Here is a 24,655-nt window from a genome sequence, read left to right as displayed (position 1 = left end):
GAGATCACCGAATACTGTACTACTTTTACGGAAATTTATAGAAAGATCCAGTCTTCATCAATATCTTAATTTAAAGCCAAGAACTTACATGGATAAAACGTATAGCAAATCCGGTTTGTTGATCGAAACATTTGAAAAAATTGTTGATGGTAAGCAAACCGGTTTATACACTTTGGAAAATAAACAAGGTTGTGAACTAGCAGTTACAAACTACGGAGCCAAAATTGTTTCTTTGCTGGTACCGGATAAAAACGGTCAGGAAAGGGATATTGTTTTGGGCCATCGTTCCATTGACGAATATCTCTCTTCGCAGGAGCCCTATTTCGGGGCCGTCTGCGGCAGAGTCGCCAATCGCATCGCTAAAGGGCGTTTCTCTTTAAAGGGAAAAGACTATACCTTGGCGATCAATAACGGTCCCAACTCTCTTCATGGGGGCATTAAAGGTTTCAACGCCGTTGTATGGGAAGTAAATAATGTGTCAGACGATAGTATCGAGTTCTCATATCTTTCCGTCGATGGGGAAGAGGGATATCCCGGCAATCTGAAAGTCACCGTTATTTATACGTTGACTGACGACAATACGGTCGATATTCAATATCATGCGGAAACCGATCAGGCAACGATTCTCAATCTCACCAATCATTCGTATTTCAATCTTTCAGGCGAAGGCGATCCCCATATCGGCGATCATTTGCTCTCGCTTCGTGCCGATACGTATCTGCCGACCGACGCCAATGCCATTCCTTACGGCAAACCCGAACCGGTGACCGGTACTCCTATGGATTTTACGACTCCTCATCTGATCGGTGAACGGATCGATGACGATTTTCAACAACTTCATTTTGGAAAAGGATACGATCATACGTATGTTTTGAATAAAAAAACGCCCGGCGAATATGCGTATGCCGGCGTATGTGAATCGCCCAAAACCGGTATTCGCATGGAGATCTATACGACCGAACCGGGTATTCAGTTATATACCGGTAATTGGATGACGGGCAATTTTGCCGCTAAAAAAGGACATCATTATCCCGAACGATCGGCCGTTTGCTTCGAAACGCAACACTTCCCCGATAGTATCAACAAACCCGAATATCCTTCGGTCGTGCTTGAACCCGGAGAGAAATTTTCCTCCAGAACGTCTTTTAGATTCTCAACTATATAGAAATGAACTTCTCATTTTTAAACAAACAAAATATTAATAAACAAACAAAAGTATGAATACAACAATTCAAAAAAAGAGTTATGCATTGCCTATCGCGGTAATGTTTCTCTTATTTTTTATGATTTCTTTCGTGACCGGATTGCAGAATCCGATGGGGGTAATTGTTAAAAACCAATTCGGGGCAAGTAATGCCATGTCGCAATTGGGAAATTTGGCTAATTTTATTGCCTATTTATTTATGGGATGGCCTGCCGGCGTTATTCTTCAACGAAAAGGATATAAATTCACTTCTTTACTCGCTGTATCGGTTGGATTTGTAGGCGTTTTAATTACTTTCCTTTCAGGACAAGCGGCAAACTTCCCGATTTATCTTACCGGCGCTTTTGTTTCCGGTTTCTCGATGTGTATGTTGAATACGGTTGTTAATCCGATGCTTAATACATTAGGCGGTGGAGGAAACAAAGGTAATCAATTGATTCAATTCGGAGGTTCCATCAACTCTATTGGTGCGACAATTGTGCCGATTCTTGTCGGATACCTGATGGGTGATGTGGCTCAAGCTTCTATCGGCGATGCTAATCCTGCGTTATTTTTAGCAATGGGCATTTTTGCATTTGCTTTCATTGTCCTGTTAGTCGTTCAAATTCCTGAGCCCCGATTAGGAGTGGCGAAGAAGCAAACAAAGACCCAAGATAAACACAGCGCGTTATCATTTCGTCATTTTGTGTTAGGTATCATCGGTATTTTTGTTTATGTAGGCGTAGAGGTAGGAATACCGAATATTGCCAACTTGTATATGACTACGGATGTTGCAGGAGGAGGATTAGGAATTGCCGCCGGTATTGCCGGATCGTTTGTGGGCGCTTATTGGTTGCTTATGTTAGTGGGCCGCTTGACCGGAGGCGCTGTTGGCGCTAAAATATCCAGTAAGTCGATGCTTACGACTACTTCTCTTTTAGGAATTTTCTTTGTATTATTGGCTATATTTACTCCTGTTGCACCGACAATTAGTTTATTCGGAGCTGTTGTGCCTTTGAAGATTTTGTTCTTAATCCTTTGTGGATTGTGTACTTCTATTATGTGGGGAAGTATTTTCAATCTTGCCGTTGAAGGATTAGGTAAATATACCGAAATGGCATCCGGTATTTTTATGGTAATGGTTTGTGGCGGTGGTATCTTGCCTTGGATTCAAGGCGTTATCGCGGATAATGCCGGTTTCTTAAATAGTTATTGGCTCATTGTTGCCGGATTGGCTTATTTGCTCTATTATGCATTGGTCGGGTCGAAAAATGTAAACACGAATATTTCGACCGTTGATGAAGCCGATGTTCCGGTTGAAACAGCTACAGGAAACATCCCCACTCAGGAATAATTTCAAATAGAATAACAAATGCAAAAAGACGAAATAATTAAACTATTTCAAGAGAAATTTAAGGGAGCAAATCCCGAAGTCTATACTTCTCCCGGTCGTGTAAATCTTATCGGCGAGCATACCGATTATAACGGAAGCTTTGTATTTCCGGGCGCGATCGACAAAGGAATGATCGCCGCTATCCGCTTAAACGGAACCGACAAAGTCAACGCCTTTGCAATCGACTTGAACGAAAGCGCGGAGTTCGGATTGAACGAGCAGGACCTGCCTGCACAGGGATGGGCGAAATATATTTTCGGCGTATGTCGCGAAATTATCAAACGAGGCGGAAAAGTAAAAGGTTTCGATACCGTGTTTTCCGGAGATGTGCCTTTGGGCGCCGGAATGTCTTCTTCCGCTGCTTTGGAAAGTACCTATGCGTATGCGCTGAACGATATGCTCCGATTGGGAATTGATAAATTCGAATTGGCTAAGATCGGTCAAGCGACCGAACATAATTATGTCGGCGTGAAGTGTGGTATCATGGACCAATTCGCTTCGATTTTCGGAAAAAAAGGACATCTTATCCGTCTCGATTGTAAGACGCTCGATTATGAATATTTTCCGTTCGATCCCAAAGGATACCGATTGGTTCTTTTGGATACGGTGGTGAAGCACGAACTGGCTTCATCGGCTTATAATAAACGCCGCGAATCGTGCGAGCGTGCGGCCGAAGCCATACGGAAAAATCATCCTGAGGTGGAATTCCTGCGCGACGCATCGATAGATATGCTCAATGAAGTGAAAAACGATATTTCGGCAGAAGATTACAAACGCGCTGAATATGTGATTGAAGAAACGCAGCGTGTGCTCGAGGTGTCGGACGCTTTACAGAAAGGCGATTATGAAACCGTCGGCCGTAAGATGTTCGAAACGCATCACGGCATGAGTAAACTGTATGAGGTGAGTTGTGAAGAGTTGGACTTCCTTAACGATATCGCGAAGGAAAATGGCGTAACCGGTTCGCGCGTAATGGGCGGCGGTTTCGGCGGTTGTACCATCAACTTGGTAAAAGACGAATTGCATGATTCGTTTATTGCCGATGCCAAAAAACGATTTGCCGCCAAATACGGTCATGAACCGAAAGTGTATGATGTCGTAATCAGCGACGGCGCTCGCATATTATAGTCATTCGGACACAAAACCTGTAAAGGCCGGAAGTAGATGCATAAGCGTTCTCTTCCGGCTTTTTTTATGTAGCGTAGGGGACTGAAAGTGGCGGAAAACTTATTTCGTGTTTTGCTTCTCAGGGATGCTAAAATCTTTATCGGCAAAGAGTGCCGCTATACCTGAAATCTGTTTGAAACGAAGTAATTCGTCTTTGTCCATTCCTATGTTTTTTATAATCCATTCATCACTCATGCCCGCTTTTTTGAGTTCCGCTACAATATGCGTCATCAATTCAATATTATGCGTGCCACGGGCACGGTTGTGCCGGATGGTTGAAGCCATGCGGTTCGACAGGTCCCTATCGATTACCGTTACGGGTAAACATCCGTTTTCCCGCTCATAGATGCGCTTTGATGTTTTCATGACAAGATACCGGTGGAAGCCGTCCACCAGTTCATATCTGTCCTCTTGCGCAAGGTAATAGCATACGCAAGGCATGGTGTAACCATCTTCCCATATCGACAATTCGAGGAGTTTCATTTCAGGCGGGGCAACCACATTCGGATTGTAGGTATTTGCCTGTATTTTCTCTATCGGCACGGCTCGTACAGCATAGGCCGGACTTATATATTTTTTGTCGTCACTCATAGTATGCCTTGATAAAAATCCATAATTCTTTTACGACGTTCAGTTTCTTTTTTAGTCATTGCAAAGCCCATATATTTACACAAGTGGTCGTTTCTAAGAATGCAGATGCACATTCGTTTGAAGGTAGGGAGATATTTAAATCCGGGAACATGGATATCATCCAGATATTCCATCCTGACCGGATGTTTATCCGTATTATAATTTGTATGATCCGCTACCTCTATATCGATTCCTTTAGCTTGCAATATCGCTATCGTTTCATCCGGAAGACAACCTCCCCGGTTACGCCAGAAATTGATGCTCGCCGATAGTTTTTGCAGGTAATTCTGCCGCGTTTTTTCCGGCAAAGTGGACAAAAGAAAATACATGTAGCTTTCCCAGGTATGTCCTGCCGGCAGGGCGGCTTTTTTCTTTGCAACAGCATTTGTCTGACCATAAAGAGCTGTGAAATTAACTCCGTTCACGCGACAGATCATTTTGCCCCACATATCCGGGTCGATAGCCCGGTAAAGATGCAGGCTTTCCTGTGCAGCCAGAAGGAAAGGGCTGGCTACGCGCTGTTTCTCCAATGGTACGCCTGCCTGATAATATAAATCATACAATCGATTGTAATTCCATCCGAAGCGGCCGTTTGCCGTCCATACATCGGTCGTAAGCCAATCATGTATTACATACGCATTGTAAATATCTTTTGAAATTTGTTTTGTCCATTTCAGGTTGCGATACATATGATATCTTTTATTACCGTATATCGTTCTCCAGCGATGAGTGCTTTCCTGTGTGCGTATCCCCACCAAGCAGCAAGTTTTCTTTGCATTTTTCAATAAATGATACCATTGGGCGAAAAGAATATAAAATTCGGAATCCCATATTTCCGGATTATAGAATGGAAAGTCTGCTTTTCGATAGCTGTCCGCCGGCATATCCCTTACCCAAAACTCCTTGTAATCGTCATCCCAAGGACGCCAATAGGTCTGGTACATCGATGTGCAAGTAGTTACTTTGAAAGGTACGCATATACGGTATACCTCAATGATGTCGGCATTTGTTTGCAACACGTGGTCAACATATTGAATCGTTTCATTGTATTGTATTTCATAATCCATGTGGAAAACACCTATCTTTCTTTTCAGGTTGTTCTCCCTTATATATTGTATACAAAGATTCAGCATTACGCTGCTGTCTTTACCGCCGGAGAAAGAGACATAGATATTATCAAATTCATTGAATAATATTCTTATCCTTTCTTTGGCCAGTTCATAAACGTTCTTTTTCATCCCTGAATACTTTCATTTTCGCATACCTTTTCCAATAAAAAGCAACCGCAAAACCATTCCGTTCAAAAACGGGTATGTGCCGTATTTGTGTGACTGATTCAATTTCAAGATCAACTGAAAGCGCCTTGATAATTTCTTTCAGCAACGCAGAGAAAACAGAACGGTCATCGCCCGCCACGTAATAATTATTTATCTTCGCTTTCCCTTCTTCCAATTTCACAGGCATGAAACCGAGGGTCTCTCCTTTATCTTCAGCAATGAACCATACATAATCGGAAGATGTCTTATAAGGGTAATTCAGATTGTAACTTATCGCTTCCTCGCTCATTACAAGATGGGCGACTAAACAATAAAGGCGTCTGTCTTCTCCTTTTAATTTAATGATATCCATAATAATAAACAGTTCAAGATGCAAATTTAGTAAAAAAACAATACATTAAACTTTTTCACCGCTACTTGTTTGACGAAATTTGAAAACGATAATTTCATTGTAAAAACGTTGGTTAAAACCATGGCAGGCTTGCATACGCCGGACTTATTACCGATATTGGTTTAGTCCGGTTCTCAGATATTCTTTGGCAACTCTTGTCTTTTTCTTTTAAATAGACTGTTTGTATCGCTTTTTTTTGTATTTTTGACCTTTCGAATTGTTAGCTCAGTTGGTTTAGAGCGCTGCCTTGACAGGGCAGAGGTCGCTGGTTCGAATCCAGCACAGTTCACACCGAATCAACTGTTATCAGCCGGCCCGAACAAGTGCTGACAGATCTGGAGATACCGGAAATAAACGTTCATCAATTTCGAGCGGTTAGAAGGAAGAAAGAATTATCCAAATAAGTTGAGTCCCAAAAGGGTGAATACCTGAAAGCTCTGTATTGTTGTTCCCATTGGCGCCGATTTCTCTATTTTCCGATGATACTTTTATATACTTCGAGTTGTATTTTCAGCGTTTCGAGTTCTTTTTTTACATCTTCGAGTTTCTTCTTCAACTCTTTTTCTTTTTTCGTTTCGTAATCGACCGGGAGCCGCTCGCCTAATTCGGCGATGAGGTTTCGTTCTAACGTCAAGCTGAGGTTCCACCAAACTCTCATTTGTAAGGAATCACTCTTAACGTATTGGTAAAATGAGGTCGGATGCACATGCATTTGCCGGGATAATTCGGAGATGGGAATTTTTGCCTCCCGCACGGCGCTCATCAATAAATTGCCGTTATGCGGAAAAGAACCGGATTTATTTGTTGCCATTGTCTTGTTATTTAATCATCCTGTTTAACCGATAAAAACAGGTTTGTGCCTGTTTCCGACAAAGATAAAGATATTTTTTTGAATATTGCTTGTCGAAAAGTTCCTTTTTTTGTTATTATATAACGGTTTGTTTTTAAAATATAACGCTTCGGCTATAATAAATAATACCCTGTTTATAATAAATAATACCCCGTATATATAAAATGATACCCCGTTTATAATAAATGATATCCTGTTTATACAAAATAATAACGTTTTGATAAAATATAATATTCTATAGTCCCAATATGATATTCTGTAAAATTAATATTATACCCTGAAGGAAAAATAGTACACCCTGAGAATAAAATATAATACTATGTCTTTTATCCGGCCCGATATAGTCCCATAAGAGCTTGTCCTGTTGCATAATTTACGGCCTTGCCCTGCCGGAGGCTGGCCGGCACATCAATAAGGCGTTGGTTGGCGCTTCCCCGGAACAGCAACGATTCATCACGCAGGGCCTGAACAAATCGACCGTCGACCAGTACATCGATATAGGGAAGCAACGCCGATAATTTAGCAGAAGCCAATATCTCTTCAAAGCGGTAACCGGTGTAACACCAGATGTTCTTCTTCGTTTCCTGCTTAAGGCGTTTGGCCAATTCCGTGAATCCTTCCGCTTGAAACAGCGGGTCGCCACCCGAGAAAGTCACGTTGGTTTCATCTTCACATAACAGGTCCATGAGTTCGTCAACATCCATTTTCCTCCCCCGGCGGATATCCCATGATTGCGGATTGTGGCAGCCGGGGCAGCGGAAGGAACAACCGGCCGAATAGACCGAGGTGCGGAACCCCGGGCCGTCGACGGTTGTCCAACGTACAATATCCAATACCGAAATTTTATTCATGAGTCGTACGGGCGTTCAGTTCACAAAGTTTTGCATGATTCCACCGTTCGGTCGATCCTACCAGATAGCCCGTAATCCGCTGAAGCCGGTCGATATTTTTACTGCCGCATTTAGGACACTTATCCATCGTTTTAGCTGCATTTTCATATCCGCAATCGATGCAGCGGTTACGGTTGTGGTTCACCGAACCGTATCCCATATTAAACTTATCCATTAGGTCGACCACCTGCATCACCGCTTCCGGATTGTGCGTGGCATCTCCATCGAGCTCGACGTAGAAAATATGTCCTCCACGGGTGAGCGTATGGTAAGGCGCTTCGACTTCGGCTTTGTGCCATGCCGTACATTTATAATATACGGGGACGTGATTGGAATTGGTGTAAAATTCGCGGTCGGTTATTCCCTTGATTTCGCCGAATGTCCTGCGGTCTTTCTTGGTGAATCCGCCCGAAAGTCCTTCGGCGGGCGTAGCGAGCACGCTGTAATTATGTTGATAACGCTCGGAAAATTCATTCGCTCTATCGCGCAGGTGGCTTACAATTTTCAGGCCCAGTTCTTGCGACTCTTCGCTTTCGCCGTGATGCTTGCCGGTGAGGGCTACAAGGCACTCGGCCAAGCCGATAAACCCGATGCCCAGCGTCCCCTGGTTAATGACCGTTTCGATGGTGTCGGTTGGCTTCAGCTTTTCGCTTCCGATCCATAATTTCGACATCAGCAATGGAAATTGCTTGGCTAAGGCCGTTTTTTGGAAGTCGTAACGTTCTTTTAATTGCTTGGCGGTGATCTCAAGCACCTGGTCGAGCCGGTTGAAAAACGTGTTTATGCGATCTTGTTGATTTTCTATAGACATGCACTCGATGGCGATCCGTACGATGTTGAGGGTCGAGAATGAGATGTTCCCACGCCCGAGGGATGTTTTCTCCCCGTACCGGTTTTCAAAAACACGTGTACGACATCCCATGGTCGCCACTTCATATTGATACCGTTTCGGATCATCGATGTTCCATTTCTCGTGCTGATTAAAATCCGCGTCGAGGTTCAGAAAATTCGGGAAAAAGCGCTTGGCTGTTACCTCGCAAGCCAATTTATACAAATCGTAATTGCGGTCGGTCGGCAAATAGCTTACGCCCCGTTTCTTTTTCCATATCTGAATAGGAAAAATGGCGGTGGTGCCGTTGCCGACCCCTTCGTAGGTGCTTTTCAGGATCTCGCGGATAATGCAGCGCCCTTCGGCCGATGTGTCGGTACCGTAATTGATGGAGCTGAATACCACTTGGTTTCCTCCTCTCGAATGGATGGTATTCATATTATGAATGAACGCCTCCATCGACTGATGAACCCGTTCGACCGTTTTATTAATGGCGTGTTGTATCATTCGTTCTTTGCCCTTAAGTCCGTCCAGGCTTTTTCGAAGATAATCCTCGATGGGGGTGTTGTATAAAGCCGAATAATCATCCGCATTCAACTCTTGGATGACCTTCAACTCTTCGATAAAACTTTTCCGGACAAAAGGCGCCAAATAAAAATCGAATGCCGGTATGGCTTGGCCGCCGTGCATTTCGTTCTGAGCGGTTTCCATCGAAATACATCCTAATATGCTGGCCGTTTCGATGCGTTTTGCCGGTCTCGACTCGCCATGCCCGGCAAAAAATCCGTCATGAAGGATTTTATCCAACGGGTGTTGAACACATGTGAGACTCTTTGTGGGATAGTAATCTTTGTCGTGAACATGCAAATAGCCATCGCGAACGGCATTTTTGACTTCTTCCGAAAGCAGAAAATCATCCACGAACGGTTTCGTGCTTTCGCTGGCGAATTTCATCATCATGCCTGCCGGCGTGTCGGCATTCATGTTGGCGTTTTCGCGGGTGATGTCGTTCGACTTTGTTTCGATGATTTCCAGGAAAATATCGCGTGTTTTGGCTTTGCGCGCCACGCTTCGTTGATTGCGGTAAGCGATATATTTCTTAGCCACGTCTTTACGTGGGCTTTTCATTAATTCAAACTCTACATTGTCTTGAATTTCTTCCACGCTCATCTGTGTTTTGGGCGTACAAGCAATGCGGGTCGTTATTCTTTTAATAAGGGTTTCGTCTTCACCTTCTTGGGTGTGTAACATGGCTTTCCGAATGGCTGCGCTGATTTTCTCTTCGTTAAAGCCTACCACGCGTCCGTCTCGTTTAATTACTGTTTGAATCATCTTTGTATCTTTTTATTCCCATTAAAATGACATTTCCGGCAGCCGGCCGAATACTTTACAAAGGTAATTTCTTATTTTAAATAAACAATACGATTTTCCAAATAAATAATTAGGGAAGTGATTTTATTTTTTAGTTTATTGATAATCAGTGGTAGTTTTGTGTATTTAAGAAAACTTTTAAAATGAAAAACCTGTTTGATTTGTTTTTTTTAGTAATCCTTTGAGAATAGTATTGATATGTATTTCTCCATATCCCGTTGTCTCCTTTTTGTGCAAAGCTCATTGTCATCCGTCTGCCGGCGGATATTATACACCCAAGATCGTTACAACGGAACCTATCATGGCGAAGCATTTATCGCCGAAGGCACTATCGTTACGAACCTATCGGGCTCTCCTTTTTTCCCGTTCTGTATCTTTTCTAATGATTTCTGCTTTCGAGATAGCGTATTAAGGTTTCGCTCTTTTCTTTTTCGAATTTCAATTGTTCGATATCCAGAAGTAAAGAAGATAATTCAAAAGACAGGGCTATACCTTTTTTAGAAGCACTGTTCATCGTGAAAGAAATCGGTTTTCGACCACCTTCGAAGGTAACGGTCAACGGTTGATCCTGGAACGTGTAGATGAATTTGGCGACTCCGTTTTCATAGTTATTGCTATACCGCACGATCTCATAGGTATTATTCAGTGTACTGAAACGGTAGTTTAACCCATCCGCCGTTACCGGAAGAGTTTCCACATAATTGTTATCCTTCGAAGAGACTTTTATTTTCGTATGCCGTACGGTTTGTCCCGATAGAATACTTTCGATAAACAAGGCGCCCTTTTCGCCCACGCCCGATCGCACCCCGCTTTTTTGTAACGACCCGCGATAGGGATATACTTTCGGATAATATTCTCCGAACTCCTGGTAACGGTCGTCCCGAATATAATCGAATTTCTGCTGCAAATCGCTCAGTTGGGCATAATGCACGGCCAGCATGGAGTCGCAATAAGTAATGTTGCGCTTATTTTCGGCCATCCTCACCTCTCGCATAAGGGCGATACCGCTTTTTCTTTGGTCGTACGCTTTAGGAAATAGCAACTGTATACTATCGATTTTTAATTTGGCTAAGGCGTAGTTTCCTTGTTGCAGGGCGGTTTGCGCTTCGGCGAGATACGTGTCGGCATTTTTGTTTTTATCGGAACAAGAATAGAGAATTCCTATCAGGCTAAAAACAAATGCAACGGATAGCTGGGTGAAGACTCTCATTTATTGTTTTCTGAAAAATAGATGATTTACATTGCTTTTTACACAATAGTGACGCAAATTTATAAAATATATTTCACTCCAAAAGAGGATTTCCGGGGCATTTATTGTAATTTTGCAAACGCTAACAGAAATTCAACTATTATGGATGTCTCTTCAGAGGAGATAAAGGCTTATTTATCAAACGATATTTTCCGGCTCATATCGCTAGCGGCGGATGAAATGCAGTTGGAATGCTATGTCATTGGAGGGTACGTACGCGATTTTTTCTTATGTCGTCCGTCCGATGATATCGATATTGTGACGGTCGGGAAAGGCATCGAACTTGCTGAATCGGTTGCCCGGAAGTTGGGGAAACGTACCCGGATAAATGTCTATAAGAATTTCGGCACCGCGCAAATCAAGCATAAAGAGTATGAAATAGAATTCGTCGGAGCACGGAAAGAATCTTATAGCCGGGATTCGCGCAAGCCCGTCGTTGAAGACGGAACATTGGAGGATGACCAAAAAAGGCGCGATTTTACGATTAATGCCTTGGCTTTTTGTTTGAACGCCGATCGCTTTGGCGAATTGGTGGATCCGTTTAACGGGTTGCAGGATTTGAGCGATTTGCTTATCCGTACTCCGCTCGATCCGGATATTACTTTTAGCGACGACCCGCTGCGGATGATGCGCGCCGTGCGTTTTGCTTCGCAACTGGGTTTTGATATCTATGCCGAAACGTTCGATGCCATCGAGCGTAATGCCGGACGGATCGAAATTATTTCGAAGGAACGTATTGCCGATGAGTTGAATAAAATTGTGCTTTCGCCGAAGCCGTCCGTCGGATTTATCCTATTGGAAAAAACCGGCTTGCTCGATCGTATTTTCCCTGAATTGATGGCTTTGAAAGGCGCCGAAACCCGAGACGGAATAGGGCATAAGGATAATTTTTACCATACATTGATGGTGTTGGACAATATTGCCCGTCAAACCGATGATTTATGGTTGCGTTGGGCTGCCTTGCTCCATGATATTGCCAAACCCCAGACAAAACGTTGGGATCCGAAGTTGGGCTGGACTTTCCATAATCATAATTATGTCGGCGAAAAGATGGTTCCCAAGATTTTTCGCCGGATGAAACTTCCGCAAAATGAAAAGATGAAATTTGTGCAAAAGATGGTTTCTCTGCACATGCGCCCCATGCAGTTGGTGGAAGAGGAGGTGACCGATTCGGCCGTCCGCCGTTTGCTTTTTGACGCCGGAGATGATATTGATGACCTGATGACGTTGTGCGAAGCGGATATTACATCGAAAAATCCCGTGAAAGTACGCCGCTTTCTGGATAACTTTAAAATTGTCCGCCGTAAATTGAAAGAAATCGAAGAGAAAGATCGCGTGCGTAATTTCCAGCCGCCTATCGACGGGAATGAAATTATGACTGTTTTCGGGTTAGGCCCGGGACGAGAAGTCGGAATTTTGAAATCGACCATCAAGGAAGCGATTCTCGATGGAATCATTCCCAACGAGTATGATGCGGCTTATAGCTTTATGCTGGAGAAAGCGTCTGAGATGGGGCTATATCCCACGAAAAAAAACGATTAATTTACTTTCTTATCTCTTTCCGATTTTATAGGAATTTTATCCTTTTATCATTATCTTTGTGGCAAACAAAAAAACAGAAAGATGAAAAAACAAACAATCATTACTTTAAGTTTAGTCGCGTTACTGTCTTGTAACACTGCGCAAAAGTCGAAACAAACGATTGAATCATCACCCGCCGATACCGTGGCGCTGGTCGGTGCCGACAAAGATGAGCATGGATGTAAAGGTTCGGCCGGATTCACTTGGAGCCAGTTGAAGCAAGACTGTGTCCGCCTTTTCGAAGCCGGGGAACGTTTCAATCCTATCAATGTGAAAGAAGGCGAAGCGGTACAGAGTGCATTTGTTCTTTGGAATGACAATCGTTCCAAAGCCGAACTGTTTTTACCCGAAAATGAAAATAGCTTGATTCTTGATAAAACATCCGATACGACTTACGAATACGAAAATTATAAATTGGATGCCGTCAAAAAGATCGTTTCAAAGGATAATGTCCATTTGTATCGGGCCGAAAAATAGCTGAAATGCAAGGATTTATCATAATTGTCCCAGTCGTTTAAAATGACCGGGTTATTGGCTCTTTGTACCTGTTGTGAAACACGTTCGAGGGAAGGCCGGATTTTGAGTGAATAGAAAAATCATCGTTAAAAAGAAAAAGGGGAGGCCTTTTTTTTGAAATTATTTTTCTACTTTTGAGCATTAAATTCTTGTATTATGATAAAAGTGCTGATTCTAATTGATTATTCCAGTGAGTTTAGTCGACAATTGTTGAAGGGATTAATCCGTTATTCAAAGGATAACGGACCTTGGATTTTTTATCGATTACCGTCGTATTATAAAGCCTTGTATGGTAAAGAGGGAATTGTGCAGTGGGCGAAAGAATGGAAAGCGGATGCCATCATCGCCAAATGGGATCATGATGGAACAAACCTGTTGGCCGAATTGAATATACCCGTCATCCTACAAAATTATAAATACCGGAGCGAGTACTTCTCGAATTTGACGGGGGATTATATCGGTACCGGTGAAATGGCCGCTCAATTTTTTATCAAAAGAAGATACCGTAATTTTGCTTTTTACGGAAACAAAGGCGTTATATGGTCTCGTGAACGCGCTGAAGGATTCCGACGCGAAGTAGAAAAAACAGGAGGAAATTATTTTTATTTCGAAAGTGAAAACTTAAGCGAGGAGGAATGGAGCACCAGTCATATCCAACTCGATGAATGGTTGTTTTCGTTACCTAAACCGGTCGCGTTATTTGCTTGTGACGATAGTTTTGCGCTGCAAGTCGCACAAATCTGTAACTTGAATAATATTAAAATACCCGAAGATATTGCCTTATTGGGAGTGGATAATGATGAATTGTTATGTAATTTATCCGATTGCCCCATCTCTTCTATTGTATTAGAGGTTGAAAAAGGAGGATATGAAGCCGGAAGGCTAATTGACCGGCTGATTAAAAAAGAACGGGAGGAACCTTTCGATATCGTGATTAATCCGGTGCGTTTTGAATTACGGAAATCGACAGAAAGATACGACATTGCAAACGAGTATGTGTTGAAGGTGGTCAAATACATTGAAAAACATTATAAGGAAGATATTGCCATTGATTATTTAACCGAATTGATTCCTTTATCGCGCCGGAGCCTCGAAGTCAAATTCAAAGAGGAAATGGGGACTTCTATTTATCAGTTTGTTTTGAATTGCCGTATAGAGAACTTTGCCAATTTATTAGCCACCACCAATCTGTCGCTATATGAAATGGCCCTCGAGTCGGGCTTTGCTGACTGTAAGAATGTTTCACGACTTTTTAAGAAGGCTAAAGGATGTACGCCTGCTGATTACCGGTTGAGAATACAATCTTATACTCATTGATTTCGTTTTTTGAAAACAGATTTACGTTTTTCAGGCTTTATGCCCGAAGCGAATCTCTTACCTTTGCTTGAAAAGATAGAAAAAATATATTTTCAATTTAATAAACATGAATCAATTGACAAGCTCCATTCCAAACAAACGAACATTCTACACGTCGATGGCGATACTTGCCGTCATGTATTTTGTGTTTGGCCTCGTATCATGGGTAAATTCAATTTTAATCCCCTATTTTAAGATTGCTCTGGAGCTGACGACTCACTTCCAATCATATTTCGTTACATTCGCCTTTTATATCGCGTATTTTGTCATGGCGATTCCTGCGGGATTACTGCTCAATAAAGTTGGGTATAAGAAAGGAATTATGTACGGGTTCATGTTTATGTCATTGGGAGCATTGATATTCGTTCCGGCAGCCCTTACACGGCAATACTCGATATTCCTCGTCGGACTCTACTGCATCGGAACCGGTCTGGCGATATTGCAAACGGCCGCCAATCCGTATGTAACCATTATCGGCCCGATCGACCGGGCGGCACAGCGGATGAGCATTATGGGTGTCTTTAATAAGTTTGCCGGTATCGTCTCGCCGTTGATTTTTGCAGCGGTAGTCTTCCGGTCTTCCGATGATGCGACCTTCGCCTTGTTGGAAGCAGGCACCTTAACCGAGATCGAAAAAAATATCATACTCAATGATCTCATCCGCCGCGTCATCCTGCCTTATTCGGTTCTCGCCGTCTTTTTGTTGTTGGTGGGAATAGCAATCCGGTATTCCGTTCTTCCCGAAATTGAGGCGAGCGAAGAAGAACCTTCGGAAACGAATCCGTTGCCTCCCGCACGAAAATCGTTATTCGATTATCCCTATCTTATTTTCGGGGCTATCGCCATCTTTTTTCATGTGGGGACGCAGGTTGTCGCCGTCGATACGATTATCAACTATGCCGGTTCGATGGGGATCAACATGCTCGAAGCGAAGTTTTTCCCGTCTTACACCCTCACCTGTACCATTATCGGATACGTGCTGGGGATCATTCTCATCCCCCGCTTTGTGTCGCAAAAAACAGCCTTGAAGTTTTGCACGGTATTGGGATTATTACTCTCGATGGGAGTGATATTCGCCGATAAAAATATGTTCCTTTTCGGGCATTCGGCCAATATATCGATTTGGTTCCTCGCTTCGTTAGGATTTCCCAATGCGTTGATTTATGCGGGTATCTGGCCGTTATCGATTCATCATTTGGGGAAATTGACCAAAACCGGTTCTTCGTTATTGATCATGGGTTTAAGCGGAAATGCCGTCCTTCCTTTGATTTACGGGGCTATTGCCGATCATCAGGGCTTACGGATCGGATATTGGGTACTCATACCGGCTTTTATTTATTTGGTATGGTTTGCTTTTCACGGACATACTATTAATCGCTGGAAAAAGTGACTGAAAGGGGCAGGGAGACGGAGGACCGGAGAAATAAAGAAAGTAACAGAGAGACTAAGTAAAAAAATATACAATGAAACGATTGATTATAACAAACGGGAAAGTCATTCTTCCCGATCAGATAATAGAAAATGTCGCCGTCGTTTGTGAAGACGGAAAAATCAGCGGCCTCGTTCCTTCATCTGCGATATCTCTTCTTGACACAGATGAATGGATCGATGCCCAAGGGCAATATGTATCGCCCGGATTTATCGATATCCACATTCACGGGGGTGGCGGGTATGACTTTATGGATGGCACGGTCGAGGCCTATCTGGGAGCGGCCGAGACACATGCCCGTTACGGTACGACTTCATTATTACCGACAACATTGACGAGCACGACGGATGAATTGCTTCATACGTTTTCCATCTATAAGGAAGCCGTGAAACAAAATGTGCGAGGGGCGAAATTTTTGGGATTGCATTTGGAGGGCCCTTATTTCTCATATAATCAACGAGGGGCACAAGATCCTAAATATCTTCGTAATCCTCAGCCGGAAGAGTATAACCGTATTCTCGATGCTTCGGACGATATTGTTCGCTGGAGCCTTGCACCGGAACTCAATGGCGCCCTTGAATTCGGAAGAGTCCTCACGGAAAGAAATATTTTACCGTCGGTCGCTCACACCGATGCGATATACGAAGAGGTGGAGAAAGCGTATTATGCCGGATTTACCCATGCCACTCATCTTTATTCCGCCATGTCGAGCGTAACGCGAAGAAATGCATTCCGGTATGCCGGGGCGGTAGAGGCGGCTTATCTATTGGATGATATGACGGTGGAGATTATTGCCGATGGCGTGCATCTCCCCAAGCCTTTGCTTCAATTTGTGTATAAGTTTAAAGGGCCGGATAAAACGGCTTTGTGTACCGACTCGATGCGTGGGGCGGGAATGCCTGACGGAAAATCGATTTTAGGTAGTTTGAAAAACGGACAAGAGGTTATCATTGAAGATGGCGTAGCCAAACTTCCCAACCGTAGCGCTTTTGCGGGAAGCGTGGCTACCGCCGACAGATTGGTGCGTACAATGGTCAATATAGCCGAAGTGCCGTTGGTGGATGCCGTGAAAATGATGACGCTGACGCCTGCCCGCATTATAAAAACAGATCAAACAAAAGGCTCTATCGCTCCCGGAAAGGATGCCGACCTGGTCATCTTCGATGAAACAATTCATGTATTAACTACTATATTAGAAGGAAATGTCATCTACAGAAACTGAAAAAACGACAACAGTTTTCCAAAAAGAAAAACTACAAGTGAAGGTCTTCCCCACACGGCAAGAGATGGGGAAAATGGCTGCTCAAGATACAGCCGATAGAATAAAGGCGCTTTTGCAACAAAAAAGCGAAGTAAATATGATTTTTGCGGCAGCACCCTCTCAAGACGAATTCATCCGTTATCTGATATCGGATAAAGACATTGACTGGACACGGATCAATGCTTTCCATATGGATGAATATATCGGCTTGAAGAAAGATGCTCCGCAAGGGTTTGGAAATTTTTTAAAGGAACGGCTTTTCGGTAAGGTCCCGTTTAAAAGTGTTCATTATATGAATGGCCAGGCTTCCGATATATCTCTGGAATGCGAGCGGTATGGCGTTTTATTGAGAGATAATCCGGTGGATATCGTTTGTTTGGGAATAGGGGAAAACGGGCATATCGCGTTTAACGATCCGCATGTGGCCGACTTCAACGATCCGCAAAGGGTAAAGGCTGTGGAGTTGGATTTAGCTTGTCGTCGCCAGCAAGTCAACGACAAATGTTTTACCGACATCGATCGTGTGCCGCTGCGTGCTATCACCGTTACGATACCGGCTCTTTTAAAAGCGGATAGTATGTTTTGTATCGTTCCGTCAAAAAATAAGGCTCAGGCAGTTTTCCGTACGTTACACGATCGTATCGATGAAGCTTGCCCGGCAACTATTTTGCGTACCAAAGACAATGTGATTCTTTATTTGGATCAAGACAGTGCATCTCTGTTATAATAAAAATAATATAGCTATGAACAGTAAATCATTTTTACTTTTGACAATCTTTTTTGCGGTGACTTTAACCGCTTTTGCTCAAAAGAAATTTAAAATCGGGATCATCGGATTAGATACTTCTCATTCGGTCGCCTTCACGAAGTTTATAAACGGCGAAGGAAATAACGGTGAGTTTAAGGATTTTGCTGTTGTTGCGGCCTATCCTTACGGATCGCGTACCATAAAGTCTAGTTATGAACGTATTCCTCAATATATCGAAGATGTGAAAAAAGAAGGGGTGGAAATCACTTCTTCCATCGCCGAATTACTGGAAAAGGTTGAATATGTCTTGTTGGAGACAAATGACGGACGTGTGCATTTAGAGCAAGCCAACGAGGTGTTTAAAAGCGGTAAAAGAGTGTTCATCGATAAGCCGATAGGAGCCACGCTTGCTCAATCGATTGCTATCTTCGAATTGGCTAAAAAATACCATATCCCGGTTTTTTCATCATCTGCTTTGCGCTTTGTTCCTCAAACCTTGAAAATAAGGAACGGAGAGTTTGGAAACGTTACCGGTGCCGACTGTTATTCTCCGCACAAACACGAACCTACCCATCCTGATTTCGGGTTCTATGGGTTACATGGTGTGGAAACGCTGTTTACGGTCATGGGTACCGGATGTGTAGAGGTCAGCCGGATGTCGTCGCCCGACAATACGGATGTTGTAGTCGGAAAGTGGAAAGATGGTAGAATCGGCACTTTTCGCGGTATCCAAAAAGGTCGTCAGCTTTACGGCGGAACGGCTTTTACCGATAAAGAAGCGGTGCCTGTCGGTACGTACGATGGTTATCAGAATCTCCTGGTTGAAATATTGAAATTCTTTAAAACCGGAGTTGTTCCCGTGGATGAAAAGGAAACCCTCGAAATCTTTACGTTTATGGAAGCTTCCAATGAAAGCCAGCGAAAAGGCGGTAAGATCATTTCGATGGAGGAAACCTATCGCAAAGCTGAGAAAGAAGCCAGAAAACTGATCGGAAAACTGTAAGGTAATTACAAATTACTAATTACTAATTACTAATTACAAAATACAAAATACAAATTACTAATTACTAATTACTAATTACTAATTGAGAATAAAGGATTGAACGAATTGTATCGGTTTTTATGAAGTTGCACAAAATACACTGCTAAAGGCTCTGTGGAGGAACTCTCCGAAATCTCTTTATTTTCTCTGTGCAACCTAAATCGTTAAAATACTGAATCATTAAAATTTTGATCGTAATGAAATGTATATCGAATGTAGTGATAGCAAGTATCTTTTTGCTCTTTGCCGGATGTGGCTCAGGTGCTAAAAAAGAAAGTGCGGTGAACGGTGCTTTAGGAAAAGACGGCGAAATCAAGTTGATGGTGCTTGCTCCGGGGCATTTTCATGCGAGCCTTTTACAAAAAAATGATTTATCGCTCCTCAACGATTCCACCATTGCCTTGATCAGCGATTCGGTTTATGTATATGCTCCGTTAGGTGCTGAATTGGAGCAGTATCTGGCGAATATCGATCAATACAATCATCGTTCCGAAAATCCTACGCAATGGAAGGAACGTGTCTATACGGGAACGGACTTTCTCGAGAAAATGCTTGCCGATAAAAAAGGAAACGTGGTCGTTCTGGCGGGAAATAATCGCGATAAAACGCGTTATATTTTCGAATCGGTAAAGGCCGGTATTCACGTATTATCGGATAAACCGATGGCCGTCAACAAAGAAAACTTTCATCTCTTGGAGCAGGCTTATGATAGCGCCCGGGCTCATCATGTATTAATCTATGATATGATGACCGAACGCTACGATGCCTTGAATATCATTGAACGGAAGCTGCTTCATCATCAAGAATTATTCGGAAAACTGGAAACGGGCACTTCGGATAATCCGGCCATTTATATGGAAAGCGTCCATCATTTTTATAAGGAAGTTTCCGGAAATCCGTTGATTCGTCCCGCGTGGTATTACGATGTGGAACAGCAGGGGGAGGGGATTGCCGATGTTACGACGCATTTGATCGACTTGGTGAACTGGAAGTGTTTTCCCGAACAAGTTATCAATTACCTAAAAGATGTTGATGTGGTGGATGCCACGCATTGGCCGACCGAACTTTCTCTGGCCGATTTCGCGCGTTCTACCGGAATGGATGCGTTTCCCGATTATCTGGGCAAGTATATAAAGGATTCCAAATTACAAGTCTATGCAAACGGGACCATTCACTACCGCGTAAAAGACGTGAACGTAGCGTTGAAAGTCGTGTGGAATTATCAGGCTCCGCAAGGCGGGGGAGATACCTTCACCGCCTATATCAAAGGTTCGCGCGCGACGCTTAAAACGGTACAAGATAAATCGCATCAGTTTATCAAACAATTGTATATCGAAAAGGGTAACAAGACGGATGCCGTAGCTTTTGAAACAGCCCTGAATCAAGCGATGACGGAGATACAAAATGACTATCCACAGGTGTCTGCAAAGGCGGTGTCCGGAAAAGAAGGAGTTTATTTAATTGATATTCCCGTTGAAATCAGAGAGCCTCATGAAGCGCATTTCGGCTATGTCGGCAAACAGTTTTTTAATTATTTAATTGGACAAGACTTGCCTGAATGGGAAAATTCCAATACCTTAGCGAAATATTTTATCACGACGACTGCCGTGGAAAAGGCTAAAGAAAATAAATGATCTCGTCTTATTCACATTATTACGAATCATCGGAAACGTTTCACGGTTCTTTACAAGGAATTATGGGGACGCGGTTTGATGTTGTGATGACCGGGTGTGATGAGTTGAAGGGACAATCGGTATGGGACATCATTGTTTTGGAACTCAAACGACTCGATGGTATGCTTAACCGGTTCGATCCGAAGAGCGAATTAAGTCGCCTCAATCAACAAGCTGTCGGAAATCCGGTGTCGGTGAGCCCGGAAATGTGGACTGTTCTAACCGGCTGTAAACGTTATCACGCTTTAACCCTCGGATTGTTCGATATCACCTTAAAGGACTTTTCGCTTGTTTCCTTTGATGAAATATCCCATTCCATATTGCTCCCTTCAGAAAAGTTTGCTTTCGATCTGGGTGGATATGCCAAAGGGTATGCAATGGAGAAAATGAAAACGATTCTTCGGGAGAATGCAATTGAAAATGCCTTTATAGACTTTGGAAACAGTTCTATTGTCGGGCTGGGACATCATCCTTATGGGGACTGCTGGAAAGTGAGCATCGAAAATCCTTTTCGAAAAGAGGAAATATTGGGAGAAGTAAGTCTTATGAACCAAGATATTTCCACTTCCGGGAATACGCCTTTATACAGTAATCATATTATCCATCCGTTTACCGGAGAATATAGCGATGCGAAAAAGCTCGTTAGTGTCGTTGCGAAGAATTCGATACAAGCCGAAGTGTTGACGACTACATTGATGATTGCGACGAACGAGCAAAAAGAAGCGATCACTCCGGCGTTTGATATTGAGAAAATAACTAGTTACGATATACAATGAAGAAAGAGAAAGAAGTAGATGTAAGCCTTCGGCAGTTTATTAAAAACATCGGTTATATGACCGGTGGGGCCGCATTATTGGCCGGCACCACGCCGTGGCTCCAATCTTTCACCCCCGATAAGTTGGAAGAAATCAAGAAAGAAAGGGCGCGTGTTGCGGTCATCGGCACGGGTTCAAGGGGGCAGTATCATATTCATAACTTACTGCAGATACCGCATGCTGAAATCGTGGCTTTTTGCGACGATTATCAGCCCAGTTTGGATGCGGCATTGGCCTTATGTCCCAAAGCAAAAACCTATACGGATTATCGCAAGCTGCTGGAGAATCCCGAAATTGATGGAGTGATTATTGCTACACCGCTGAATTGGCATGCCCCCATGGTGTTGGATGGGTTGGCGGCCGGCAAACATGTCTTTTGCGAAAAGTCGATGGCGTTGACCATGGAACAATGCAAAGCTATTTACGATGCCTATCAGCATACCGGTAAAGTGCTTTACTTCTGTATGCAGCGGATGTTTGATGAAAAGTATATTAAAGGAATGCAGATGATTCATTCCGGCCTCATCGGAGATGTTGTCGGGTTGAGATGTCACTGGTTTCGCAATCATGACTGGCGGCGTCCGGTGCCTTCGCCTTCTTTGGAGCGGAAAATTAATTGGCGGTTATATTGGGAATCTTCCGCAGGTCTTATGACCGAGTTGGCTTCCCACCAGTTGGAAGTATGTAATTGGGCTACACGGAAGATTCCGGAATCGGTCATTGGCACCGGCGATATTGTTCATTGGAAAGATGGACGGGAAGTATATGACAGTGTAAATGTGATATATCATTATAGCGATGGTGTAAAAATAAATTATGAGTCCCTCATATCGAATAAATTTAATGGTATGGAAGATCAGATATTAGGGCATAAAGGGACCATGAATTTAGCCACCGGAAAATATTATCTCGAAGATGAAACCTCGTCTAAATCGGGTATTGAACAATTGCTGAAGCAGATTGGCGATAAAGTCTTTACCGCTGTTCCTGCCGCCGGGCCTAGTTGGCGTCCGGAAACGAAACAAGCCTATACACCTCATTATATAGTAGAGGATCGGTTTCATGTAAATGACGGGTTATCGATGATCGGTGCCGATAAAGACGGATCGGATCAAATTCTATCCGCTTTTTGTCAGGCATGCATCACGGGCGAGAAAGGAAAGAATATTGTAGAAGAGGCCTATAGCGCCACCATGCTTTGCTTACTCGGAAATCAGGCCATGGCAGAAAAATGTAAAGTCGATTTCCCGGAAGAATACAAAATACCATCTATGAAGTTTCAATAAAAGAATAGGCGATGAAAGATATAGTTATTACATCAAAAAGAATCAAAAAAGAAGGGCGGATCGTTTTGATTTGTTTTATTGCCGCATTTGTGATAAATGTGCTGTCAATCATACTCTACAAAACACCCTGGATGGAAATCGTTACGCAATTGGGATATGTCGTAGTCGTGACGATCGGATTGTATGTCCTCTTCTTTTTTTTACGGTTCGTCTGGTGGGTCGTCTTGAAAATATTCAAAAGGAAAAAGACGAAAACGGGTATTTAAGGGTATTCAAGTTCTAATTTATTTAAGCGCATAAAAGTCAATATATGAAAAAGTATACATCAATTTTATCCGTAATTCTCTTCTTCTTTATTCATTCAAACAGTTGGGCGCAACCCGCCGAGTCGTTTGTAAAAGTCAATGTTGCCCCGGAAAAAACAGACTGGGTATACAAACCGAACGAAAAAGTCAAGTTTGCGGTTTCCATCACAAAAAATGATATTGAACTTCCGAATGTAGCTGTTCGGTATGAAGTCGGGCCTGAGATGATGCCGCCCGTTAAAACGGAAAACGTCGTATTAAAAAACGGAACGACGGTCATTGACGGAGGAACCCTGAAGGAAGCCGGCTTCTTGCGTTGTCGTGTAGTAGCTTCTTACGAAGGGAAGGAATATAGCGGATTGGCAACCGCCGCTTTTAGCCCTGATGCCATTCAATCGACCACGAATGAGCCGGAAGACTTTTGGACGTTCTGGCAAAAAGCGAAGGCCGAGGCGTCGAAAATACCGCTGGATGCCCGTGTACGGTTGTTGCCCGAGCGTTGTACCGAGAAGGTAAATGTGTATGAAGTGAATATCCAAAATTATAAGCCGGGGACTCGCTTGTTCGGGATTGTTTGCGTGCCGAAAGCTCCGGGAAAATATCCGGCGCTTCTACATGTGCCGGGGGCGGGAGTCCGTGGTTATTATGGAGATGTAAATACGGCTGAAAAAGGAGTTATCACCTTGCAAATAGGTATTCATGGGGTTCCGGTCACTCTTGATGCATCCGTTTATAACAATTTGAGTGCCGGTGCACTGGATGGCTATCCGAATTATAATCTCGATGATAAAGACCGCTATTATTATAAGCGAGTATATTTAGGATGTGTGCGTGCCGTGGATTTTATTTTCAACCTGCCGGAGTTTGACGGGAATAATATTGTTGTGATGGGAGGTAGTCAAGGAGGAGCATTATCGATAGTGACAGCCGCTCTGGATAATCGTATAAAAGGATTGGTCGCTTTTTATCCCGCCCTCTGCGATTTAACGGGTTATTTACACGGTCGAGCAGGCGGATGGCCCCATTTGTTCAGCGCCTCGAATTTATCGTTCAATAATACATCTCAGAAGATTGAAACGAGTAAATACTATGATATTGTAAATTTCGCCCGTCATTTGAATGTTCCCGGGTTTTACTCATGGGGGTATAATGATGTGACTTGTCCCCCGACTTCGATGTATGCCGCGTACAATGTAATAACGGCCCCTAAAACTCTTTTCCTTGCCGAAGAAACCGGACACTGGACGTATCCCGAACAATGGGAAAAGGCCTATGACTTTGCGCTGAAATTACTTAAAAAATAATTTTACTTGGTTAGCCCATAAGGATTAGTAGAAGACGTTTCGGAGGTTTTTTATCCGTTAAACAGTTTTGGGAGGTTTAACGGGGAAGGATAATATCAAAGATTAACGC

General features: G+C 43.2%; 22 protein-coding genes and 1 tRNA gene. 16 read left to right on the top strand and 7 right to left on the bottom strand.

The features are described 5' to 3' along the window. Positions 1-88 precede the first annotated feature (88 nt). The 3 genes from ABNK31_RS11045 to galK are packed head-to-tail and all read left to right on the top strand — an operon-like array spanning position 89 to position 3,704. Positions 89-1,165, top strand: coding sequence for an aldose epimerase family protein (locus ABNK31_RS11045; RefSeq protein WP_418892576.1), 1,077 nt, complete (start codon positions 89-91; stop codon positions 1,163-1,165). Positions 1,166-1,217: 52 nt separating this feature from the next. After that, positions 1,218-2,537, top strand: a complete 1,320-nt coding sequence (locus tag ABNK31_RS11040) for an MFS transporter (protein ID WP_418892575.1) — start codon at positions 1,218-1,220, stop codon at positions 2,535-2,537. 18 nt (positions 2,538-2,555) lie between these two features. After that, the gene (gene galK / locus ABNK31_RS11035) at positions 2,556-3,704 is read left to right on the top strand and encodes a galactokinase (RefSeq protein ID WP_418892574.1); all 1,149 of its coding nucleotides are present in this window, start codon (positions 2,556-2,558) and stop codon (positions 3,702-3,704) included. A gap of 99 nt (positions 3,705-3,803) precedes the next feature. Here galK and ABNK31_RS11030 read toward each other — a convergent pair whose 3' ends face one another. From ABNK31_RS11030 to ABNK31_RS11020, 3 genes are read right to left on the bottom strand one after another with little or no spacing between them, the layout of a single operon-like run. Next, entirely contained in the window at positions 3,804-4,334 is a 531-nt protein-coding gene (locus ABNK31_RS11030; protein WP_418892573.1) for an IbrB-like domain-containing protein, read from the bottom strand. Continuing rightward, entirely contained in the window at positions 4,331-5,611 is a 1,281-nt protein-coding gene (locus tag ABNK31_RS11025; protein WP_418892572.1) for a DUF3440 domain-containing protein, read from the bottom strand. The genes ABNK31_RS11030 and ABNK31_RS11025 overlap by 4 nt, the downstream gene beginning before the upstream one ends. Beyond that, positions 5,592-6,002, bottom strand: a complete 411-nt coding sequence (locus tag ABNK31_RS11020; protein WP_418892571.1) for a hypothetical protein — start codon at positions 6,000-6,002, stop codon at positions 5,592-5,594. The genes ABNK31_RS11025 and ABNK31_RS11020 overlap by 20 nt, the downstream gene beginning before the upstream one ends. A 253-nt stretch (positions 6,003-6,255) precedes the next feature. Between ABNK31_RS11020 and ABNK31_RS11015 the strand changes: the two genes are divergently transcribed. After that, positions 6,256-6,330: transfer RNA gene (locus ABNK31_RS11015), tRNA-Val, on the top strand. Positions 6,331-6,510: 180 nt separating this feature from the next. Here ABNK31_RS11015 and ABNK31_RS11010 read toward each other — a convergent pair. From ABNK31_RS11010 to ABNK31_RS10995, 4 genes are all read right to left on the bottom strand, one after another. Then, entirely contained in the window at positions 6,511-6,852 is a 342-nt protein-coding gene (locus ABNK31_RS11010) for a hypothetical protein (protein ID WP_418892570.1), read from the bottom strand. A gap of 365 nt (positions 6,853-7,217) precedes the next feature. Next, positions 7,218-7,742, bottom strand: a complete 525-nt coding sequence (nrdG, locus tag ABNK31_RS11005; RefSeq protein WP_418892569.1) for an anaerobic ribonucleoside-triphosphate reductase activating protein — start codon at positions 7,740-7,742, stop codon at positions 7,218-7,220. Next, positions 7,735-9,942: an anaerobic ribonucleoside triphosphate reductase gene (locus tag ABNK31_RS11000; protein WP_418892568.1), complete on the bottom strand. Its 2,208-nt coding sequence runs from the start codon at positions 9,940-9,942 to the stop codon at positions 7,735-7,737. The genes nrdG and ABNK31_RS11000 overlap by 8 nt, the downstream gene beginning before the upstream one ends. A gap of 418 nt (positions 9,943-10,360) precedes the next feature. Further along, complete coding sequence (locus tag ABNK31_RS10995) at positions 10,361-11,191, bottom strand: hypothetical protein (RefSeq protein ID WP_321578978.1); 831 nt, start codon at positions 11,189-11,191, stop codon at positions 10,361-10,363. Positions 11,192-11,332: 141 nt separating this feature from the next. Between ABNK31_RS10995 and ABNK31_RS10990 the strand changes: the two genes are divergently transcribed. The 12 genes from ABNK31_RS10990 to ABNK31_RS10935 all read left to right on the top strand — a co-directional run bounded on the left by ABNK31_RS10990 (position 11,333) and on the right by ABNK31_RS10935 (position 24,546). Further along, positions 11,333-12,772, top strand: a complete 1,440-nt coding sequence (locus ABNK31_RS10990; RefSeq protein ID WP_418892567.1) for a CCA tRNA nucleotidyltransferase — start codon at positions 11,333-11,335, stop codon at positions 12,770-12,772. A gap of 81 nt (positions 12,773-12,853) precedes the next feature. Continuing rightward, the gene (locus ABNK31_RS10985) at positions 12,854-13,288 is read left to right on the top strand and encodes a hypothetical protein (protein ID WP_418892566.1); all 435 of its coding nucleotides are present in this window, start codon (positions 12,854-12,856) and stop codon (positions 13,286-13,288) included. 195 nt (positions 13,289-13,483) lie between these two features. Beyond that, positions 13,484-14,644 (top strand): substrate-binding domain-containing protein, encoded by a 1,161-nt coding sequence (locus tag ABNK31_RS10980; RefSeq protein WP_418892565.1) that lies wholly within the window; start codon positions 13,484-13,486, stop codon positions 14,642-14,644. A gap of 100 nt (positions 14,645-14,744) precedes the next feature. Further along, positions 14,745-16,073, top strand: coding sequence for a sugar MFS transporter (locus ABNK31_RS10975; RefSeq protein ID WP_418895394.1), 1,329 nt, complete (start codon positions 14,745-14,747; stop codon positions 16,071-16,073). A gap of 73 nt (positions 16,074-16,146) precedes the next feature. After that, positions 16,147-17,334 carry an N-acetylglucosamine-6-phosphate deacetylase gene (gene nagA, locus ABNK31_RS10970; protein ID WP_418892564.1) on the top strand — a complete coding sequence of 396 codons (1,188 nt, stop codon included), beginning with the start codon at positions 16,147-16,149 and terminating at the stop codon, positions 17,332-17,334. Continuing rightward, positions 17,315-18,100: a glucosamine-6-phosphate deaminase gene (locus tag ABNK31_RS10965; RefSeq protein WP_418892563.1), complete on the top strand. Its 786-nt coding sequence runs from the start codon at positions 17,315-17,317 to the stop codon at positions 18,098-18,100. Before nagA ends, ABNK31_RS10965 begins: the two co-directional genes overlap by 20 nt. 16 nt (positions 18,101-18,116) lie before the next feature. Further along, on the top strand, positions 18,117-19,124 hold the full coding sequence (locus ABNK31_RS10960) for a Gfo/Idh/MocA family protein (protein WP_418892562.1): 1,008 nt from the start codon (positions 18,117-18,119) through the stop codon (positions 19,122-19,124). Between the two features lie 236 nt (positions 19,125-19,360). After that, on the top strand, positions 19,361-20,797 hold the full coding sequence (locus ABNK31_RS10955) for a putative oxidoreductase C-terminal domain-containing protein (RefSeq protein ID WP_418892561.1): 1,437 nt from the start codon (positions 19,361-19,363) through the stop codon (positions 20,795-20,797). Continuing rightward, positions 20,794-21,612 (top strand): FAD:protein FMN transferase, encoded by an 819-nt coding sequence (locus tag ABNK31_RS10950; RefSeq protein WP_418892560.1) that lies wholly within the window; start codon positions 20,794-20,796, stop codon positions 21,610-21,612. The genes ABNK31_RS10955 and ABNK31_RS10950 overlap by 4 nt, the downstream gene beginning before the upstream one ends. Then, positions 21,609-22,937 carry a Gfo/Idh/MocA family protein gene (locus ABNK31_RS10945; RefSeq protein WP_418892559.1) on the top strand — a complete coding sequence of 443 codons (1,329 nt, stop codon included), beginning with the start codon at positions 21,609-21,611 and terminating at the stop codon, positions 22,935-22,937. Before ABNK31_RS10950 ends, ABNK31_RS10945 begins: the two co-directional genes overlap by 4 nt. A gap of 11 nt (positions 22,938-22,948) precedes the next feature. Next, the gene (locus ABNK31_RS10940; RefSeq protein ID WP_418892558.1) at positions 22,949-23,203 is read left to right on the top strand and encodes a hypothetical protein; all 255 of its coding nucleotides are present in this window, start codon (positions 22,949-22,951) and stop codon (positions 23,201-23,203) included. Positions 23,204-23,247: 44 nt separating this feature from the next. Next, positions 23,248-24,546: an acetylxylan esterase gene (locus ABNK31_RS10935; RefSeq protein ID WP_418892557.1), complete on the top strand. Its 1,299-nt coding sequence runs from the start codon at positions 23,248-23,250 to the stop codon at positions 24,544-24,546. The last annotated feature ends 109 nt before the right edge of the window (positions 24,547-24,655 follow it).

The organism is Limibacterium fermenti (assembly GCF_041902845.1).
Taxonomy (GTDB): Bacteria; Bacteroidota; Bacteroidia; order Bacteroidales; family Dysgonomonadaceae; genus Limibacterium; species Limibacterium fermenti.
This window is presented reverse-complemented; position numbering and strand designations above follow the sequence as displayed.

Coding starts and splice junctions, on each gene's coding strand:
- ABNK31_RS11045 (WP_418892576.1), top strand. CDS start 89: ATGGATAAAACGTATAGCAAATCCGGTTTGTTGATCGAAACATTTGAA.
- ABNK31_RS11040 (WP_418892575.1), top strand. CDS start 1,218: ATGAATACAACAATTCAAAAAAAGAGTTATGCATTGCCTATCGCGGTA.
- galK (WP_418892574.1), top strand. CDS start 2,556: ATGCAAAAAGACGAAATAATTAAACTATTTCAAGAGAAATTTAAGGGA.
- ABNK31_RS11030 (WP_418892573.1), bottom strand. CDS start 4,334: ATGAGTGACGACAAAAAATATATAAGTCCGGCCTATGCTGTACGAGCC.
- ABNK31_RS11025 (WP_418892572.1), bottom strand. CDS start 5,611: ATGAAAAAGAACGTTTATGAACTGGCCAAAGAAAGGATAAGAATATTA.
- ABNK31_RS11020 (WP_418892571.1), bottom strand. CDS start 6,002: ATGGATATCATTAAATTAAAAGGAGAAGACAGACGCCTTTATTGTTTA.
- ABNK31_RS11010 (WP_418892570.1), bottom strand. CDS start 6,852: ATGGCAACAAATAAATCCGGTTCTTTTCCGCATAACGGCAATTTATTG.
- nrdG (WP_418892569.1), bottom strand. CDS start 7,742: ATGAATAAAATTTCGGTATTGGATATTGTACGTTGGACAACCGTCGAC.
- ABNK31_RS11000 (WP_418892568.1), bottom strand. CDS start 9,942: ATGATTCAAACAGTAATTAAACGAGACGGACGCGTGGTAGGCTTTAAC.
- ABNK31_RS10995 (WP_321578978.1), bottom strand. CDS start 11,191: ATGAGAGTCTTCACCCAGCTATCCGTTGCATTTGTTTTTAGCCTGATA.
- ABNK31_RS10990 (WP_418892567.1), top strand. CDS start 11,333: ATGGATGTCTCTTCAGAGGAGATAAAGGCTTATTTATCAAACGATATT.
- ABNK31_RS10985 (WP_418892566.1), top strand. CDS start 12,854: ATGAAAAAACAAACAATCATTACTTTAAGTTTAGTCGCGTTACTGTCT.
- ABNK31_RS10980 (WP_418892565.1), top strand. CDS start 13,484: ATGATAAAAGTGCTGATTCTAATTGATTATTCCAGTGAGTTTAGTCGA.
- nagA (WP_418892564.1), top strand. CDS start 16,147: ATGAAACGATTGATTATAACAAACGGGAAAGTCATTCTTCCCGATCAG.
- ABNK31_RS10965 (WP_418892563.1), top strand. CDS start 17,315: ATGTCATCTACAGAAACTGAAAAAACGACAACAGTTTTCCAAAAAGAA.
- ABNK31_RS10960 (WP_418892562.1), top strand. CDS start 18,117: ATGAACAGTAAATCATTTTTACTTTTGACAATCTTTTTTGCGGTGACT.
- ABNK31_RS10955 (WP_418892561.1), top strand. CDS start 19,361: ATGAAATGTATATCGAATGTAGTGATAGCAAGTATCTTTTTGCTCTTT.
- ABNK31_RS10950 (WP_418892560.1), top strand. CDS start 20,794: ATGATCTCGTCTTATTCACATTATTACGAATCATCGGAAACGTTTCAC.
- ABNK31_RS10945 (WP_418892559.1), top strand. CDS start 21,609: ATGAAGAAAGAGAAAGAAGTAGATGTAAGCCTTCGGCAGTTTATTAAA.
- ABNK31_RS10940 (WP_418892558.1), top strand. CDS start 22,949: ATGAAAGATATAGTTATTACATCAAAAAGAATCAAAAAAGAAGGGCGG.
- ABNK31_RS10935 (WP_418892557.1), top strand. CDS start 23,248: ATGAAAAAGTATACATCAATTTTATCCGTAATTCTCTTCTTCTTTATT.